The sequence below is a fragment of the Flavobacterium sp. KACC 22763 genome (genome assembly GCF_028736155.1).
Taxonomy (GTDB): domain Bacteria; phylum Bacteroidota; class Bacteroidia; order Flavobacteriales; family Flavobacteriaceae; genus Flavobacterium.
The window spans coordinates 1,503,856-1,522,710 of sequence record NZ_CP117879.1; the positions used below are offsets into that span (position 1 = coordinate 1,503,856).

Here is an 18,855-nt window from a genome sequence, read left to right on the forward strand (position 1 = left end):
TAAAGTATTGTGTTAAATAATAGCACTTTAGCAAAAAACACGTATAAACCCGTGTACCCATAATTTAGTTATAAAGTAATTTAGCACTTAAGTAAAACACGATCAAAACTAATACTAACTATTAAATCTTAAAAAATTATGGAAGTCTTTCTTGGAACAATTTTAGGTTTCGGATTTAATTTTCCTCCTAGAGGATGGGCATATTGTAATGGACAACTCATTGCAATCAGTCAGAACACAGCTTTATTTTCATTACTGGGAACAATGTACGGCGGGGATGGCGTGAATACATTCGGTCTTCCAGATCTAAGAGGAAGAGCTCCTATCCATTTCGGTCAAGGCCCTGGTTTAAGCAATATCATACAAGGTGAAAGAGCAGGTACTGAAACTACTACTTTAACAACATTAAACCTTCCTGCTCACGTGCACGCGCTTACGGGTGGTACAGCAGCAGTAACTGTAACTGCAACTACTATTACAGGAGGTACAATTACTAATGAAACTGACGGCGGAAACAACTCTTTTTCTTCAAGTGGCTCAACACCTAATATCTACAGTGAACCAGGAGGAAGTGGAACTGACAAAGTTGGCGGTTTTAGTGCAACAGCTACATTAGGCGGCAATACTGCTCCAACTGGAGGCACTAGCCCTTTTAGCATACGCGATCCATATCTTGCAATAAATTTTTGTATTGCAACAAGTGGAATTTTCCCTTCTAGAAACTAATAAATTCAAAATAGAGGCATTTTTTGCCTCTATTTTTTAATATCATTTTATGGATAACGACATTAAAATAGGAATTTTAATATCAAAGTCTCAACAGTACCCTTCACTAGATAAAGATTTTATAAGAGGATTAAAACTTAATAATCTAAATGTAAAATTTTATGTAGAAAGCATTGGTATTGGTGCTGACGAGAAACTAATAATTGACAAAATACAAAAACTTAATTTTCAAGAAGATATATCAATTATAATTGGTTTCCTTGGGCATCATAATATGTCTGACGTTTATCAATATGCTTCTAATAATGATATCTTATTGTTAGCTGCAGATTTAGGAGCAACAATTCCGTATCAATCTACATATAAAGGCATATTTATAAACTCTTTGGGATTAACTGAATCTTGCTATCATTTAGGCAAATATTTTTCAGATAAAAAATATAAAATAGCAACTTCTACGTCCTTTTATGATTCAGGATATGGGATGCTTCATGCTTTAGAATATGCTTTTAAGGAGCAAAATCATTTTACAGGGCATTACATAACTCCCTTTAATCCTAGAGAAAATGAATCTTCTTATATGGATGAAATTATAAATGCGCAACAGCCTAATGCTGTTTTTGCTTTTTATAGCGGTCTGTATGCAGAAGAGAATGCCGATTTTATGAAACAAAATAAAATCAATCAAAAGTATCCTTTTTATGTAACGCCTTTTTTTATCAATGATAAAATTTTGGATGAATATAAAAATAATCCTCATGAACTTTATGTCGTGAGCACGTGGATGCAGCATGATACTGATGCAACAAACTTTAATTCAGATTATAAAGAAGTTTATACAGAAAGTCCCTCTCTGTTTTCAATTCTAGGTTATGAAAACGGGCTCATATTAAAGCATATACTTTTAAATGCCACTAATTTAAAAACGAGCTCTTTAATTGAAGCCATTCATAAATTAAATATTGACGGTCCTAGAGGTACTATCCGATTTGATAAGGACACTAACAGAACTCTATTCAATCATTATATATACCAATTAAATTTGGATTCCCTTAATACTATAAGCTTTAGAAAAATTGAAACATTGATAAACGATGGGATTTTTATTAAGGCTTTTGCCTCATTAACAAAACCTGAGCATCTAGGAGGCTGGGACAATGCTTATCTATGTCATTAACTAAATTGTATGTTATGAAAAAAAAATTACTTTTATTTTTTACGTTCTTTTGCGTCTTTGGTTTACATCAAAATATAAAAGGACAAACTTTAGGGCCTGGCGATATCGCTTTTATTGGCTTTGATACCGGAGGCCAAGATGGGTTCAGTTTCATTGCCCTAAAAAATTTACCCGCAGGTGAGATTGTATACTTCACTGAAGAAGGTCTCACTGCAGATGGTCTCACTGAATCTCGCTGGAATGATAGTGGCGAGCCGCACATCAAATGGACAATACCTTCTGGGGTGACTTGCGGAAAAATTATTTCTGTTATAGAAACTAGCGCCAATACCTTTACTGTAACTGGAGGCCAAGCAAGTGATTTTCTAATTAATCCAGATGGAGCTACTTACAATTTTAACCTATCTGCAGGCGATCAAATGTTAGCTTATCAAAGTGCTGACAATACCGTAAGACCTGCAGTTTCGGCAGCCACGATTACTTTTTTAGCAGGTATTCATGGCGATTATAATTCTTCCTTATATGATTCTACAACGCATTGGAATAGCCGTCCCGTCCCTCCCACAGTTTTTGGAGGTGCTGAAAGTATCATACCACCGGGATTGACAAACGGAGTAAATTGTGTTGCCTTATTTCCTGGGACTAATGAAGTAAGTCAGTATTTCGCAAAATATACAGGCACTTTAGTTGGTACTTCTGCTGTTTTAAGAGCTAGCATTAATAATTATACGAATTGGACTTTCACATCTGCAACTGCTGTTCCTCCTGAAACTACTCAAGGAATTTTACCTACCAATTATACTCCAAGTGTAACTTGTACATCAGTTCCAACAGTAACCACAACAACTCCCGTTGCAACTTTTGGATCGACTACAGCTACGTTAGGAGGTTTCAACGATAATGGTGGCGATACTGGCACTCTAGATAGAGGTATCGTTTGGTCAGTAACGACAAATCCTGTAATAGGTGGCGGTGGAGTAACAAAATTATCAACAGCTACCCTTAATGGCACTGGTACTTTTACCGTAAATGTAACTGGACTTCCTCCAGGAACAACAATATACTATAGAGCCTATGCAGAAAATTCAGTAGGAGTTGGATACGGAAATACGGCCTCATTTACAACTAATGGAGTTCTATCTACAACACAATCTCAGACAGTTGCTTGTAATGGTTCTAGTAACGGAACGGCAACAGTAACTCCATCAGGAGGAAAATCGCCTTATACTTATGCATGGTCTCATGGTCCTACAACTGCTACGGTAACAAATTTAGCTGCAAATACTAATTATAGCGTTGTAATAACTGATAATGAAGGGACTTTCATTTCTAAAAACTTTAATATAGTAGAAAACTCAGTAATACAAGGCGGAACTAACGTTACTAATGTTTCTTGCTTTGGAGGAAATAATGGAGCTATAGATCTAACTCCTACTGGAGGCAGCGGAACTTACACGTATAATTGGGGTGGCGGAGTAACAACCCAAGATAGAACAGCACTTGCGGCTGGCACCTATTCTGTTATCATTACCGATTCTAATAATTGTAGTACAACGATAAGTAATATTGTCGTAGGTCAGCCTGCCGCAGTACTTAACGGAACAACAAGTGTAACCACTGTCGCATGTAATGGCGGAAACACTGGAGCTATAGATCTTGCACCTTCAGGTGGAACTGGACCTTATACTTTCCTATGGAATGATGGTATAACAACTGAAGATAGAGCAGGAATTTCAGTTGGCTCATACTCTGTTGTAATTACCGATGCTAATAATTGCACTAAACCTATTAATGGTATCTTAGTTACTCAACCTCCTTTGATTTCTACAGTAGCAACTTTAACTCATATTGCTTGTTTTGGAGGAAATACAGGAAGCATTGTTCTTACTCCAAGTGGCGGCGTTGGAGGTTACAGTTATTTATGGAATGACGGAATAACTACACAAAACAGAACAGGACTTAGTGCAGGGACTTACAACGTAACAATCACGGATTCTAATAACTGTTCAAGACCTTTTAGCTATACTCTTAATCAGCCTAATACTGCACTTGGAGGAAATGTAAACGTAAGCAACGCTTCATGCAATGGCGGATCTAATGGTTCTATTGACCTTGCACCATCTGGAGGTACGCCAGCTTATACGTACACCTGGAGTGATGGACCAACAACTCAAGATAGAACAGGACTTATTGCAGGAACATACTCTGTTACAATAAGAGATGCCAACAATTGCAGTATTACGATAAGCAATATTATTGTTGGTCAGCCAGCCGCGGCTTTAAGTGCATTAACTGGCGGAGGCCAAACAAATGTGTCATGTAATGGTGGCGCTAACGGTACTGCAACTGTTGCCCCAACTGGAGGAACTCCTGGTTATACTTATTCTTGGGCACCTACTGGAGGAACTGCGGCAACAGCAACAGGTCTTATAGCGGGCACTTACACTGTAACAGTAACCGATGCTAATGGATGCCAAGCAACAAGAAGCTATACTATTGGACAGCCAGCCTCAGCTATAAGCCTATTAACTGGAGCAAACAAAACGGACGTATCTTGCAGAGGAGGCAACAACGGTACTGCAATGGTTACCCCAACTGGAGGAACTGGAGCATATACCTATTCATGGGCACCTTCTGGAGGAACTGCAGCAATAGCAACAGGTCTTGCAGCAGGTACTTACACTGTAACCGTAACCGATGCGAATGGATGCCAAGCATTTAGAACCTTTATTATTGGACAGCCTGCATCAGTATTAAGTGCGGTGACTGGTGGAGGTCAAACCAATGTGTCCTGCTATGGAGGCGCTAACGGTACTGCAACAGTTGCACCAACTGGAGGAACTCCTGGTTATACGTATTCTTGGGCACCAACTGGAGGTACTGGTGCATCAGCATCAGGTCTTGCAGCGGGCAATTATACAGTAACAGTAACCGATGCTAATGGATGCCAAACAACTAGAACCTTTTCTATATCTCAGCCACCTGTACTTGCAGCAAGCAACGGTGGTCAAACCAATGTTTCTTGTAATGGAGGATCAAATGGTACAGCAACTGTAAATGTTACTGGAGGAACTGGAGCTTATACTTACTCTTGGGCTCCGTCTGGAGGAACTGCTGCAACTGCATCTGGTCTTCAAGCAGGAATTTATACTGTAACGGTACAAGATGCTAATACTTGCCAGACTTCTCAGACCTTCAATATTTCAGAACCTCTAGTTTTAGACGCTACACAATCTCAAACAGATGTTTTATGCAATGGCGGAGCGACTGGAACAGCAACTGTTACCGCATCTGGCGGTTCTGGAACCCTGACCTATTTATGGACTCCATCTGGACAAACTGGAGCTACGGCTACTGGACTTACCGCAGGCACTTACACCTGTAAAATTACAGATGCTAATGGCTGTTCTCTTACTGTCCCTTTTACAATTGGCCAGCCGTCTGCATTAGACGCGACTACATCTCAAATAGATGCGACTTGTTCTACTGGCGGTCAAGCCACAGTAACACCATCTGGAGGTGTGGGAGGATATAGCTATTCTTGGTCACCTTCTGGAGGAGCTGCTGCTACAGCAAGCGGATTAGTAGCTGGTACTTATAACTGTACGATCACAGATGGCAATGGTTGTTCTATTATGAGAAGCGTTACCATCAATACAACCAATACTCTTGTCGCTACTACTGGTAAAACTGATGTACTTTGCAATGGAGCAAACACAGGCTCTGCTTCAGTTGTTCCATCAGGAGCTCCTGGACCGTTTACCTACGAATGGACTCCAAATGTAGGAAACACTGATACAGTTACTGGTCTTACTGCAGGAAATTATTCTGTAAAAATTATTGCAGGTAATGGATGCTTTATTGTAAAAAACTTCACAATCAATGAACCACCAGGAATTGTAATAACGCCAGGCGCAAAAACAAATGTTAGCTGCAATGGCGGAAACAATGGTTCTGCAAGTGTTTCAGCAATCGGAGGAACTGGTGCCTATACATATTCATGGGATACAACACCTGCTCAATCAACCGCTACTGCAACTGGTCTTAAAGCGGGAACTTACACCGTAACCGTAAAAGATGCCAATTCTTGTACTAAAACACAAAGTGTTACCATAACAGAACCTGATGCCCTTATTGCTACAACATCTCAAACTGATGTTTCTTGCAATGGAGGTTCTAACGGATCTGCAACAGTAAATGTAACTGGAGGAACAGGACTTTATACATATTCTTGGTCACCATCAGGAGGAACTAATGCAACTGCGAACGGATTACCGGCAGGAACTTATACTGTTCTTGTTAGAGACGCTAATTCATGTGAGGCAACAGCAACTGTAACTATAACTGAACCGCCTGTTCTTACAGCTACAATCGCTAAAACAGATGTTTTATGCAATCAAGCAAATAACGGAACTGCCACCGTAGCTCCTTCTGGAGGAACTGGAACTTATACCTATTCTTGGTCACCATCTGGTGGAAATGCTGCAACAGCAACTGGATTAAGTCCAAACACTTACACTGTAACTGTAACCGACGAAAACGGATGCTTTGTAACAAAATCTGTAATAATTACAGAACCTATAGCACTTTCTGCAACAGATACACATACTAATGTTTCTTGCAACGGAGGCAATAATGGTACTGCAACTGTATTGGCAACTGGAGGAACTGGAGCTTACACATATTCTTGGGCTCCATCTGGAGGAAATGCCGCAACTGCAACTGGCCTTACTGCAGGAATATATACCGTAACGGTTACAGATGAAAATTTATGTTCTACAACAAATACCATCACAATTACAGAACCAGACGCTTTAACTTTAACTGCAACTCCGACAGCGGTATCATGCCATAACGGAAATAACGGATCTGCTACAGTAAGCGTAACTGGCGGTACAGGTGCTTACTCATACTCTTGGGCTCCATCTGGTGGAAATGCTGCAACTGCATCTAGTCTTGTAGCTGGAACTTATACTGTAACTGTTACAGATGCTAATTCTTGCTCGGCTTCTGCAACTGTTGAGGTAACTCAGCCTACTAATCCAGTTAATTTAAATACTGCAGTTGTATCTGGAATAACAACAACTAGCGCTTCATTATCTGGTACGGCATCTTCTAACGGAATAAACACTGACAGTGGATCTTGCTTGACAGAAGTTGGATTTGTATATGCGCAACATGCCAGCCCTACTACAGCTGATACAAAAATTAATATTACTTCTGCATTAGGAACATTTACAAATTCTTTATCTGGATTAAGAGGAAACAGAACATATTATGTTAGAACATATGCTATAAACAGCAATGGTTTTATTAATTATGGAAACGAAGTAAGTTTTACAACACAAAAATATACTCTTACTATAGCCGCTGCAGCAGGACATACCAAAATGTATGGCACAGTAGATCCTGTATTCAATTATACAGCTTTAGGCTTTGCTAACGGAGATACAAACTCAATACTTACTGGTCTGCTTTCGAGAGATGCTGGAGAAAATGTTGGAAAATACAATATTAAACTAGGAACAATTAATGCTGGTGCTGATTATACGATTGTCTTTACTGGTGCAGAATTTGAAATTACTAAAGCCAATCAAACCATTACTTGGAATCAGACTTTAGAATTCGGCTGTGCAGATTCGAACAGTGTTGCCTTAACTGCTACCACAGACAGCGGGCTGCCAGTTTCATATGCAATTGCAAGTACAGCATTGGGAACAATTTCTGGATCAACTTTAAATATTACAGGTTCAGGAAACTCAACCATTACTGCTACGCAAATAGGGGATCAGAATCATAACGCAGCGACAGCAATTGTCAAACCAATAGAAATAAGCCAGTCTGGACTTGTTATACAGCAATGGGCAAATGTTTTATTCTTTGATAATAAATCCAACAATTTTGTGGCATGGCAATGGTATAAAAACGGAACAGCTATTTCTGGCGCGACCCGTCAATACTATAGCGAAATTCAGCCTTTAAATGGTACTTATCATGTAATTGCAAAAGATAAAAACGGAAATTCAATTAAATCCTGTCCAATTGAGACTTCTGGAACGGTTTTCAGCAAAAAAATCAAAATCTATCCAAACCCAGTTAAACCAGGAGGAGAATTTACTTTAGAATGTGATTTTAGCGAATCTCAACTAAGCGGATCTGAGGTAGTTATTTATGACATTGCAGGAAAATTAGTGCAGACTATTTCAAATGTAAAAGCCAAAAATCAAATTATCGCTCCTTCGCAAACAGCCTTATACATTGTTGTTCTTAAACTGGCTGATGGTCAGTTAAAAACAATCAACTTACTGGTTAAATAAAAATGAGATTTAATTTAAAATTACACGCAATGAAGATTAAAACGACCATAGCTATACTAACACTGTTTAGCGTCACGATAAAAGCACAGGAAATTAATTTTAAAATTAACGGCGGTCCGTCTGGAATTCTTTATGATAGCAATATCGGAGACGGCAAATTAAAATTTGGCGGAGGAATAGGTGTTGGATACACCTATTTCTTCAGCGACCACTGGGGAATCTCTACAGGGGTTGATATCACTTACAATCAAAACAGTTTTGAATTGGATAACGGAACAACAATCTCAACTTACGAAGTCGACGACCAGACTTCTGCATTTGAGTATCAAGTTACACCGACAAACTATAAAGAAGATCAGCATTTTATTGGTTTTGCTATTCCATTAATGATGCAATACAGAACTTCAATTGCATCTCAAACGCAATTGTACTTTGGATTCGGAGGAAAAATTATGTTTCCGGGAAAACAGACTGTAAAAGCTTCGGCTTCAGAACTACAGTTAAGTGGTTATTATCCAGATATGAATCTTTTGATTGATGATCTGCCATCTCACGGATTTGGAAAAGTAACCAACTGGCAAGATAAAACAACAGTAAGTCTAGATCCTGCTTTTATGTTAAGCTTTGAAACTGGTCTTACATTCAAACTAAAAGAAAATACAAAGCTTTACACTGGTTTGTATGTTGATTATGGTCTAACCGATTTGGCAAAAGAAACTGCAAATACCAATATTGTGGCTTACAATCCGAACGGACTTGACAATATTCAGGCAAACGGTACAATTGGAAATGGCAAAATAGTTCAGGAAAGCCGTTATTTATCTGCTGGAATTCAACTGAAATTAGGTTTTTCATTAGCTAAAGACAAGTCAGAACCTGTTCAGCAAAAAGCAGAACCTGTACAACCGCAAGCAGAAACAGCTCCAGTTCAGAAAGAAACTCCTGTACAGCAAAAAGTTGTAGAAACTCCTCCTGCTAAAAAAGAACTGACTACAGAGGAACGCAATTATATCGAAAAACAGCCTCTTGCATTCCAAGAAGTTGGAAACACGAGCGTAACTCCAGAACTGGCGACAAGATTGGATGAAATTGCTAAAATTCTAAAATCGAATAAAGATACAGACTTGAATATTACAGGATATACTTGTGATATAGGAACAGAAAAGCGCAATCTTGAAATTGGAATGAAAAGAGCGCAAGCAGTTTCAGATTATCTACAGAATAAAGGAATAGAATCTAACCGTATGCATTTGTTTTCAAAAGGAGAAAGCGAACCTTTAGTTCCAAATACTCCCGCAGAAAATAAACCACTAAACAGAAGAGTTACTCTAGTATTAGTTGACGGAAAATAATTTTTTTTTAATTTACAATCGTAAAAGCATGATAAAAGAGTTCACTTCTCTTTTTCATGCTTTTTCTTTTTTATTTCTTGTCGTAAATCATATCAGTTGTTTCTAAATTGCATCAGAGTATATTTTAATATAAAAACAATTCAAAAGCTAACAAATATCATGTTTTGTTTTTTGTTTAATACCTTTCTTTGTTTTAATTAAAACTATTCCAGAGACTTAACCAATTCTTTACAACGTATTAATTGTTTTGCCATGCATATTGATACTGACTTACTTTACACTTGGGGAGCTGTAGCTAAAAAGATTCCCAAAAACTCCATTATTTTCTTCGAAAATGACGCAGCCGTTTCTTATTATCAAATTTTAGAAGGAACAGTAAAAATGAGTTATACCAACGAAGATGGTAAAGATTTGACAGTAGGTATTTTTAATGAAGGTAATAGTTTTGGCGAACCACCACTTTTTATCGGACAACCCTACCCTGCTTCTGCAATTGCTCAAACAGATTGTATCATTTTAAAATTATCCAAAAACAGTTTTTTTTCTTTTCTTGAAGAAAATCCAGAAATGCAATTTAAAATACTCAAACTATTTGCGTGGAAAATCTATAACAAAATTGTTTTTTCTAAAAACATAGTCAATCATAAGCCCGAATATCGTATTCAGTATTTTTTAGATAATCTAAAAAAACAAAATAACGTAGCCACATCAATAAAAATGAAAATTCCATATACGAGACAAGAAATTGCTGATTTTACAGGACTACGGGTAGAAACCGTAATACGCACATTATCAATTATGAGCAAAAACAAAAAAATTGAAATTATAGATCACAAATTGTTTTATTAATTTCATGTCTTATGATTTGAATCATACCAAAACAGCAAGATTTTTTCTTCTTTTGTACAAGGTTAAAAGAAATTATTAATTCATCTCTAATATCTTTAAAAAGTAAAAACGGGAACTTTTTGAGTTCCCGTTTTTATATTAAGAAATGACTTTATTCATCATCCATTTAGAAATATTTTCTGCCCTTACTTTTATTTCATCGGCTTTTTCACCTTCAAACAAATCATCTACTGTTTTTTTCCAAAGTTTGGTCCAATGCTTAAAATGAGCTTCTGTAAGTGTACTTTTCTGATCCAACATTCGATGTTTCAACATAGGATTTCCGTCAAAATTTCCGGTATGAAAAATAATATTGTCCCAAAAATCATACATAATCGGAAGGTGTTTCTGCCAATTGACCATAGCAACCTCAGTAAACAAATACCCTATCGTGGAGTCTGTTTTTACTTTTAAATAAAAAGCATCGACCAATACGGTTATATCATCTTTATTTCTAATATCTGTTTTCATATTTTTTGATTCTGAGTGAATAATAAAATATTAAAGATCCTTGCGGTCAAATTTTCTAATCGAAATTAGAAACGGAACCGCAATCCACAAAACGAGTAACACGAAAGAAACTAACAAACCAATAGCTGTTCCAAAAAAGTCTTTAAAAATAGCTCCTGTATATCCCATCATAGCAGATTGATCCAAATGAAGCAATATCTGTATTCTGGCCAAATCAATAGGGCTCGAAGCTGTAATACCTACCATGGCTTCTTCTATTGGATATTCTGCAAACTGAAACAAAAGGAACAATACCAAAGCATCAAACAATATCGCAAAATACATCCAAAATAAAATGGCCAAACCTATTCCTTTTGCTTTATCTCGAGTTAAAATACAGCTCAAAAAAGCCAATGATACAAAAACAATCGAAATTAAGCTTCCCGACAAAAGCATCATCAAGCCCGCCATTCCTGGTGCATTTAATAAAAGAGGAATTCCTGCTCCTAGAAAAAAAGCTAAAAACATTGCAATGGCAAGACCTGCAAACAAACTAATCCATATTTTCTTTCTTTTGATGGGCTGGCTAAGCAAAAGCTCTATAAATTCTGAACTATTGTAAATATAAATAGTTGAAAAAAGAATAGATACCAACGGAACGGTAAATAAAATAACATTCAAAATCGTCAGTAAACCTTTGGCAGTATTGTCTTCAAGCATAAAAGATCCCCATGAAAGCAGCGCTAGAATTAGCGCATAACTCACAACAATCTTGTTTTTAAGAATATCCAGTAAGACAATTTTAATTATTCTGTTCATGCTGTTTTTCTTTTAATATTGTGGCAATAGATTTTGAAATTTTAGTTTCTCCTGTTGATTCCAAAAGATCTCTAATCGTTTTATGAAAATGTACTTTTCCGTCCTGCATAAAAATGATTTGAGTAATCATATCGTCTAGTTCACTAAGCAGATGCGAAGTAATCAAGATTAGTTTTCCTTTGTTTTTTTCCTTAATGATTTTCTCTTTCAAAATTTCGGCCGCCAACGGATCAAGTCCTGCAGTCGGTTCGTCTAGAATTAAAACATCAGGATTAAAAAGGAAAGCCAATGTTGCACTTACTTTCTGTGTTGTTCCTCCAGAAAGTGTCCTCATTTGTTTATCACTCATTTTATCCAATTTGAAGGCTTTAATCAAATCTTCATCCAATTCCTTCTTCGAATTCCGAATCTGCTTGATCATTTCTATTATCTGAGAAATGGTCATATTATCAGGATAACGGCCAATTTGCGGCATGTAGCCTATTCTATTTCGATATTCGAACTTCTTTAAAACAGATTCATCATGCAGTAAAACATCACCGCTATCAGGCAATACCATTCCTAGAATCGATTTTATCAAAGTAGTTTTTCCGCAACCGTTTGGGCCAATAAGCGCAATGCATTCTCCTGCTTTAAACTCAAGGTTTACATCTTGTAAAACCTGCAGTCTTCCAAATTTTTTATTTATATTTTTTAAAGTAATCATAATACAAGAGATTTCATTTCGGGAGATTCATCTACAAAATTGTCGGGTGTTATGCTCGGAAGGATTTTTTCTGATTTATCTAAAAGCGTAATCATAAAACTTCTGAACAATAGCATAGCCGACGGGTTGTTTTCAGTAATTACAGCAAAAAGACTCAGTGGATGAAAAGGTACATCGCCAATTCCGTCCCGATTTAAATCGTAGCCTTCATATTTGTCCCAATAGTTATTATTGAAATGATTTAGAACCAGACTTCCATTAGTGCTGATATCGAAAGTATTGGAAAGAAAATTATTAGACGAAATCACATTCTCCATACAACTTGCCTGCACTTTCATTCCCCAGCCGTTGTCTTTAAAAATGTTCCTTTCCAACTTTACGCGGCTTGTTCCTTCCATGTAAATTCCAGAAGTATTGCGGATAAATTTATTTCCAACAATATAGCTATCCGAAATTTCTTTAAGCAGTAAACCATAAGCAGCGTCGCCCCAGTTCTCTTCAAAATAATTGTTGAACATTTTTACGTTTCGAGTAAACATAACGGCTACTCCTGCTCCATTATTCTTAAAAACATTACCGATGTAAGAATCATCATTGGAGAACATAAAGTGTAATCCGTAACGAATGTTGGCTTTAGATACATTTCGCCAAATGACAGAATTGGAAACAAATTCAAAATAAATTCCGTCCCGATGTCCCGAAATTCTATTTCCTACAATCTGCATGCTATCGCTTTTCCAGCAATGAATACCATTCCCGATACGCTGTTCTTCTTTCTGATAGGCTTTTATTGTATTGTTTTTTACAATGCAGTTTGATCCTTTCTGAACATAAATTCCGAAAAAATTGTTCTCCAAAAAATTGTCTTTTACGACCACTCCGATTCTATCGTATATTTTAATTCCACAGGGATCATTCAGAGAAGCATATCCTGAATTGATCACTTTAAATCCAGAAAAAAATACGCTATCGGCTTTTATTGAAACTACTTCATATTTCTGCTGTCCATCTAGAATTGGCAAGTCTTTTCCCTGCAGAATTAATTTTTTATCTATAATAATATTACCTTCTCGATAAACACCTTTATTGACAATAATAGTATCACCAGATTTGGCAAGTTCTATTGCCTTTTTAATTGTCTTAACTGACTTATCTGAACCTACTTCAATCTTTTGAGACCAGAGACAATTAAAAAACAATAGGAATGAAAGGCAAATATGAAATTTCATGATTTAAGATTTTAATTAAGACATCACTTTAGGAATTATTATTTTCAACACATAGAAACATAGTTGTTTGAAACTTAAAAAAGACGTTTCACTAATTTTAACGAACATAGTCCAACTATGTGGAGAAACTTGTTCCTTCTACTCTCTTTTTTAGGAATAAAAAACTATGTTTCTATGTGTTGATTTTTTTATTTATTCAAAATTGCTGTCCATTCAGTTTCAAGTCCTTTTGTTTGTGCCTCAAAAGCTTTTGCCTCACTTTTATTTGGAAAAGCTGCAATATTTCCGTTCATCGGACTTTTTATTGTTCCTCCTGAAACGAAAAAGGCATTTTCAACTGGAATCAATTCATTATTTTTAGTGTAGTCGTGTACATAATATTTCTTGATTTTAGTGTCATTGTGATCTTTGCAGTAATGTGCCATGCAGGCAATATCATCAAACTTATATACTCGGCCTTTCTCCGTAATGATTTCAGCTCCATGCCTGCCATCGCTAATTCCCATCATACAAAAATCGCAATTGTCTACATTTAGTTTAATAGGAACAGCTTTGTCACTGGAACATGAAAAAAGAAAAGCAGGAACCAGCAGAATGCCCAAGAGCCGACCAGATGATTTGGCAAATTTTTCTTTAGCAATAGCTGCAAAAAGCAAAGTCCCAACTGCAATCAGCATCCATCCTCCAATATCAGGAATGGAATAGGCTCCAAAATTTAATAATTGTTTGTATCCAAGCATTGGTGGCTGATACGCCATTCCAGGAACTCTAATAGCAGCATTCGGATCTAGATTATGTCCATATTCGTAATTCCATCTGTAGAAATCGCAAGCAGATAATATTCCAAACAGTACAAAAGAAAAAAAGAATACAAAAAGTCCTTTTCTTTTTGATCTCCATGCACAAGCAATTGAAACAATACCTAATGCTGCTAGAATAAACGGCAAGACTTTAAACTCGATAAAATCATTGGTATGCAGTGTTTTCATTCCAATATAATGATTCAATCCGTTGATGATATCTACATCGCCAGCAATCTTAGAGGCATGAAGTTTTAGAACCAAACCTTCGGGATATTGTGGCGCTGTAAGCTCAATTTTCCAGATTGGAAAAAAGATCGCGCCAATCAATAAAAGTCCTGATAAAAAGAGCATTATTTTGGAAAAGGGGGATAGTTTTTTATTTCTCATAATAATTCAAAATAAAAGGGAACAAAGAATACTTTGTTCCCTTAAGGTTACTGGCTATTCTTTTGGTAAATTGGTACCTACGCTGTACGTAATCGGAACATTGCTTCCTGCTGGCGAAACTCGCACATATCCTTGCATTTCTTGGTGCAATGCACTACAGAAGTCTGTACAGTAGAATGGGAAAATTCCTTTTTTCTCAGGTACCCATTTTAAGGTTAAGGTTTCTCCTGGCATAATTAGCAATTCGGCATTGTTTGCTCCTTTTATAGCAAATCCGTGAGGAACATCCCAGTCTTGCTCAAGGTTGGTAACATGGAAATACACTTCGTCTCCTACACGAATTCCTTCGATATTATCTGGTGCAAAGTGCGAACGGATACAAGTCATATAAATATGTACTTTATTGCCTTCTCGAACCACTTTAGATTCTTTTTCCCCTTTAGTTGCAAAAGGATGTTTGTTGGCCGCAATATCATAATATTTCAGCTGTCCGTTATTTCTAACTTTTTCTGCTGGAATACCTTGCGCGTAGTGTGGTTCTCCAATAGTTGGGAAATCCAGAAGCAATTTCATTTTATCTCCGCTAATATCAAACAACTGAGCACTTTGTGCCAATTCTGGACCAGTTGGTAAGTAACGGTCTTTGGTAATTTTGTTGTAAACCACCATGTATTTTCCAAATGGTTTTTCTGTATTTCCACCAGGAACCATTAGGTGTCCAGGAGAATAATAAGTTGCTTTTCTGTCTAAAACTTTTAGATCTTTAATATTCCATTTCACTACTTCAGACGAAACAAACATCGTGGTATAAGCATTTCCTTTTCCATCAAATTCTGTGTGAAGAGGTCCTAAACCTGGTTTTTGAACTTCTCCATGAAGAGCCGCTTCATATTTCACCACTGGAATTCCAGCATAATTGCCATCAAATTGTTTTTTAGCAATCGCATCTTTCAATTTTGTAAAACTGAATACAGGAATTAAAGCTGCCAATTTTCCACTACCTACAATATATTCTCCCGTTGGATCAATATCACAGCCGTGAGGCGATTTCGGACATGGAATCATATAACAGATATCTTTCAATTCTGAAGCATCAAGAGTAAGAACTTCGTTTTTAATTTCAGATTTGGCACTTTGAGTTTTTTCATCCCAAGTATTATGGGCATATTTTGCAGGAATTCGTTTTCCTTTTCCAGCTTTAATATATTCTTCTGCTTTTTTCCAGTTTACTGCCATGATAAAATCTTTATCATTTTTAGAGGCATTAACCTCCAATAAGGTATTAGCTTGTTCTGTATTATAGCATGAGAAGAAAAACCATCCGTGAGATTCTTTTTTACCAGGGTGGCTAAGGTCAAAATTCACTCCAGGAGCTACAATTTGAAAAGCAAGATCTAATTCTCCTTCTTTTCCAACTTTCACAAAACTTAAATATCCTTTAAAGTTTTTCTTGTATGTATTAATTGGAACATCTCCATTATCATTATCCGGAGGAACACTAAAACGGCTAGCTCCTACTACATATTCTGTATTTTGGGTAATAAATGGCGAAGAGTGATTTCCTCCGCAATTTGGAAGCTCGATAATTTCTGCTGTTTTGAACGTTTTCAAGTCAATACGCGCAATACGTGGTGTATTATTCGCATTAGCAAAAATCCATCGTCCGTCTACTTCTCCATTGGTTTGTGATAAATCTAAGTGATGCTGGTCGTCCCAAGGCACATAACCGTGCGAAGTATTCAGCATTGGTTTTGTTTCTTCACTATAACCATAACCGCTTTGCGGATCTTCAGAAAACACAGGCATTACCTTTAACAATCTTCCGCTCGGAAGTCCGTAAACACTGACCTGACCGCTAAAGCCGCCCGATACAAAGTTGTAGAATTCATCATATTTTCCGGGTGCTACATATACTTTTTGGGCTGCATCGCCTTCAACAGCATCTGTAGAGTCTTTTGGTTTGCACGAAACAAATAAAGCACACCCTAACGTAACAACGAAAATCGATTTTAAAAATTTATTTTTCATAAGGCTATTATTTTGATTTTGATTCCTTTCATTTATTTCACGCCATCATTCTGGCGCATATACTCCAGAATAGATCTTGCTTCATCTTCTGTTAACCCTTGGTTAGGCATACGAATCATGCAAAGCTCTAATTGCGCCTGCAATTCTGGATCTTTATCAATCATTGGATCTGGATTGGTAATAAAATTCATGATCCATTGAGGGGTTCTTCTTTCTGTTACCCCTTTCCATCCTGGGCCAACTAATTTTTCATCTGTTGGTTTATGGCACGAGGTACATTTTACTTCGGCAGTTTTAAGTCCTTTTTCAGCTAATGCTTTATCTAAAGAGGCGCTTAATTCAACGGTTTCATATTTCCCGATACCTCGTTTAGGATCATAAGATTCTGCGTCAGCTGTTTTCTCAGCTGGAGCTGGAGTAGAAAAATCCTGATCGGTGTTTGACTTTTCTTTTCCGCATGATGTGAGCAGGGCAAAACCAAACATTGTTAATAGGAATAATTTGTTCATTACTTTGTTTTTTAATTGTTAAACTTTTGATCAAAATTCTAAAACTTGTTTTTCACAAAGTATGATTACAATCATATCCTCAAAAAAAAGTTCATAATACCTTCGTATTCTCAAAAAACAGATAATGAAGTTTTGCATTTACATATTTTTATTTGCAGTGGTATTTCGTCCAGCATTTCCGTTTCTGGATTATGTGGTCAACTACCATTACATTGCAACTGAATTATGCGAAAACAAAAATGCCCCAGAATTACACTGTAATGGAAAATGCCATTTGAAAAAAGAGCTGGCAAAAAGCTATAAAAATGATACACCAGCTTCTAACGAAAAGAAAAGTGAAACAGCAGAAACTGTGGTTTTGTTTATGGTAAAAATCCCAGTATTCTCTTTTGAAAAAAATAGAACTACTACTTTTATAGTAAATGCCTTTTACAACAACTTATATTCTCATTTAGAGGCCGTCAATATCTTTCGCCCTCCAATTTTCATTTGATTTTATTTGATTTTTTTTCTTCCGAATAGTTTCAGCAGATCTTTTATTATCATTATTTAAATCATAATCACATGAAAATTTTAAAATACACAGCACTTTTATTTTTATCAATTGTCTTATTCTCTTGCTCTTCTGATAACGATTCTTCTTCAACTCCAGTTGATGAAACAAGTGGACTTCATAAAATACAGGAACTCTCAAATGACACTCATACAATAGAATTATTCTCGTCAACAGGTTCTTTGGTTCAAGGTTATAATCATGTCTCACTTAGAATAAAAGACAAGAAAACCAATACTTATATTCCAGATGCCGAAATCAGCTGGACACCGTTAATGCATATGGCTATGATGCAGCATTCTTGCCCAAGATCTGAAGTAGGGAAAGTAGATAAGAAAACAATTTTTGAAGGAGATATCATTTTCCAAATGGCGCAAAACGAAACGGAATATTGGGAACTAAGCATTACATACAAAATTAATGGCGCAAGCTACACCGCAACTGACAAAATAAATGTTCCTGCATCTTCAAAACGAACTGTAAGCTCTTTTAAAGGAAGCGACGGAAGCAATTATGTAATTGCCTATATCACACCATCTTCTCCAAAAGTGGCAATAAACGACATGTCAGTAGGAATTTACAAAATGAAGGATATGATGACATTTTCATCTGTTGATAATTACAAAGTGAAAATCGATCCAAGAATGCCAAGTATGGGGAATCATGGTTCTCCAAATAATACAGATTTGCTTCAATCTGAAACTAATGGTTTTTATAAAGGAAAACTTTCTTTGACCATGACTGGATATTGGAAAATAAATCTTCAAGTTCTTAACGACAAAAACGAAACTATCAAAGGAGAAGCAGTTACAACAGACAATACATCAAGCAGTCTGTATTTTGAGATTGAATTTTAAATCTAAAAAATAACAAGAAAGAGGCATAACACAATTTGTCTCTTTCTATTAAAG

14 protein-coding genes are annotated in these 18,855 nt (G+C 36.5%); 7 read left to right on the forward strand and 7 right to left on the reverse strand.

All coding sequences use genetic code 11. The features are described from left to right. The first annotated feature begins 138 nt into the window (after positions 1–138). From PQ463_RS06640 to PQ463_RS06660, 5 genes are all read left to right on the forward strand, one after another. Positions 139–726 (forward strand): phage tail protein, encoded by a 588-nt coding sequence (locus PQ463_RS06640; protein WP_274256885.1) that lies wholly within the window; start codon positions 139–141, stop codon positions 724–726. 49 nt (positions 727–775) lie between these two features. Beyond that, the gene (locus PQ463_RS06645) at positions 776–1,903 is read left to right on the forward strand and encodes an ABC transporter substrate-binding protein (RefSeq protein ID WP_274256886.1); all 1,128 of its coding nucleotides are present in this window, start codon (positions 776–778) and stop codon (positions 1,901–1,903) included. A 14-nt stretch (positions 1,904–1,917) separates the two neighbouring features. Further along, on the forward strand, positions 1,918–8,220 hold the full coding sequence (locus PQ463_RS06650) for an MBG domain-containing protein (protein WP_274256887.1): 6,303 nt from the start codon (positions 1,918–1,920) through the stop codon (positions 8,218–8,220). A 29-nt stretch (positions 8,221–8,249) separates the two neighbouring features. Beyond that, entirely contained in the window at positions 8,250–9,572 is a 1,323-nt protein-coding gene (locus PQ463_RS06655; RefSeq protein WP_274256888.1) for an OmpA family protein, read from the forward strand. Positions 9,573–9,824: 252 nt separating this feature from the next. Further along, entirely contained in the window at positions 9,825–10,421 is a 597-nt protein-coding gene (locus PQ463_RS06660) for a Crp/Fnr family transcriptional regulator (protein ID WP_111376617.1), read from the forward strand. Positions 10,422–10,559: 138 nt separating this feature from the next. Here the strand turns inward: PQ463_RS06660 and PQ463_RS06665 are convergent, their stop codons facing one another. The 7 genes from PQ463_RS06665 to PQ463_RS06695 form a co-directional block, all read right to left on the reverse strand. Further along, positions 10,560–10,931 carry a group III truncated hemoglobin gene (locus PQ463_RS06665; RefSeq protein ID WP_111376616.1) on the reverse strand — a complete coding sequence of 124 codons (372 nt, stop codon included), beginning with the start codon at positions 10,929–10,931 and terminating at the stop codon, positions 10,560–10,562. A gap of 30 nt (positions 10,932–10,961) precedes the next feature. Next, positions 10,962–11,729: an ABC transporter permease subunit gene (locus tag PQ463_RS06670; protein WP_274256889.1), complete on the reverse strand. Its 768-nt coding sequence runs from the start codon at positions 11,727–11,729 to the stop codon at positions 10,962–10,964. After that, entirely contained in the window at positions 11,713–12,435 is a 723-nt protein-coding gene (locus tag PQ463_RS06675) for an ABC transporter ATP-binding protein (protein ID WP_274256890.1), read from the reverse strand. The genes PQ463_RS06670 and PQ463_RS06675 overlap by 17 nt, the downstream gene beginning before the upstream one ends. Beyond that, positions 12,432–13,664, reverse strand: a complete 1,233-nt coding sequence (locus PQ463_RS06680) for a nitrous oxide reductase family maturation protein NosD (RefSeq protein WP_274256891.1) — start codon at positions 13,662–13,664, stop codon at positions 12,432–12,434. Before PQ463_RS06680 ends, PQ463_RS06675 begins: the two co-directional genes overlap by 4 nt. 188 nt (positions 13,665–13,852) lie before the next feature. Further along, positions 13,853–14,818, reverse strand: coding sequence for a nitrous oxide reductase accessory protein NosL (locus PQ463_RS06685; RefSeq protein WP_274256892.1), 966 nt, complete (start codon positions 14,816–14,818; stop codon positions 13,853–13,855). A gap of 90 nt (positions 14,819–14,908) precedes the next feature. Further along, positions 14,909–16,882: a Sec-dependent nitrous-oxide reductase gene (gene nosZ / locus PQ463_RS06690; RefSeq protein ID WP_274256893.1), complete on the reverse strand. Its 1,974-nt coding sequence runs from the start codon at positions 16,880–16,882 to the stop codon at positions 14,909–14,911. 32 nt (positions 16,883–16,914) lie between these two features. Beyond that, on the reverse strand, positions 16,915–17,391 hold the full coding sequence (locus tag PQ463_RS06695) for a c-type cytochrome (protein ID WP_274256894.1): 477 nt from the start codon (positions 17,389–17,391) through the stop codon (positions 16,915–16,917). Positions 17,392–17,515: 124 nt separating this feature from the next. Between PQ463_RS06695 and PQ463_RS06700 the strand changes: the two genes are divergently transcribed. Both PQ463_RS06700 and PQ463_RS06705 read left to right on the forward strand, forming a co-directional pair. Next, positions 17,516–17,884, forward strand: coding sequence for a hypothetical protein (locus PQ463_RS06700; protein ID WP_274256895.1), 369 nt, complete (start codon positions 17,516–17,518; stop codon positions 17,882–17,884). A 71-nt stretch (positions 17,885–17,955) separates the two neighbouring features. Beyond that, positions 17,956–18,801, forward strand: a complete 846-nt coding sequence (locus tag PQ463_RS06705; RefSeq protein WP_274256896.1) for a hypothetical protein — start codon at positions 17,956–17,958, stop codon at positions 18,799–18,801. Positions 18,802–18,855: the final 54 nt, after the last annotated feature.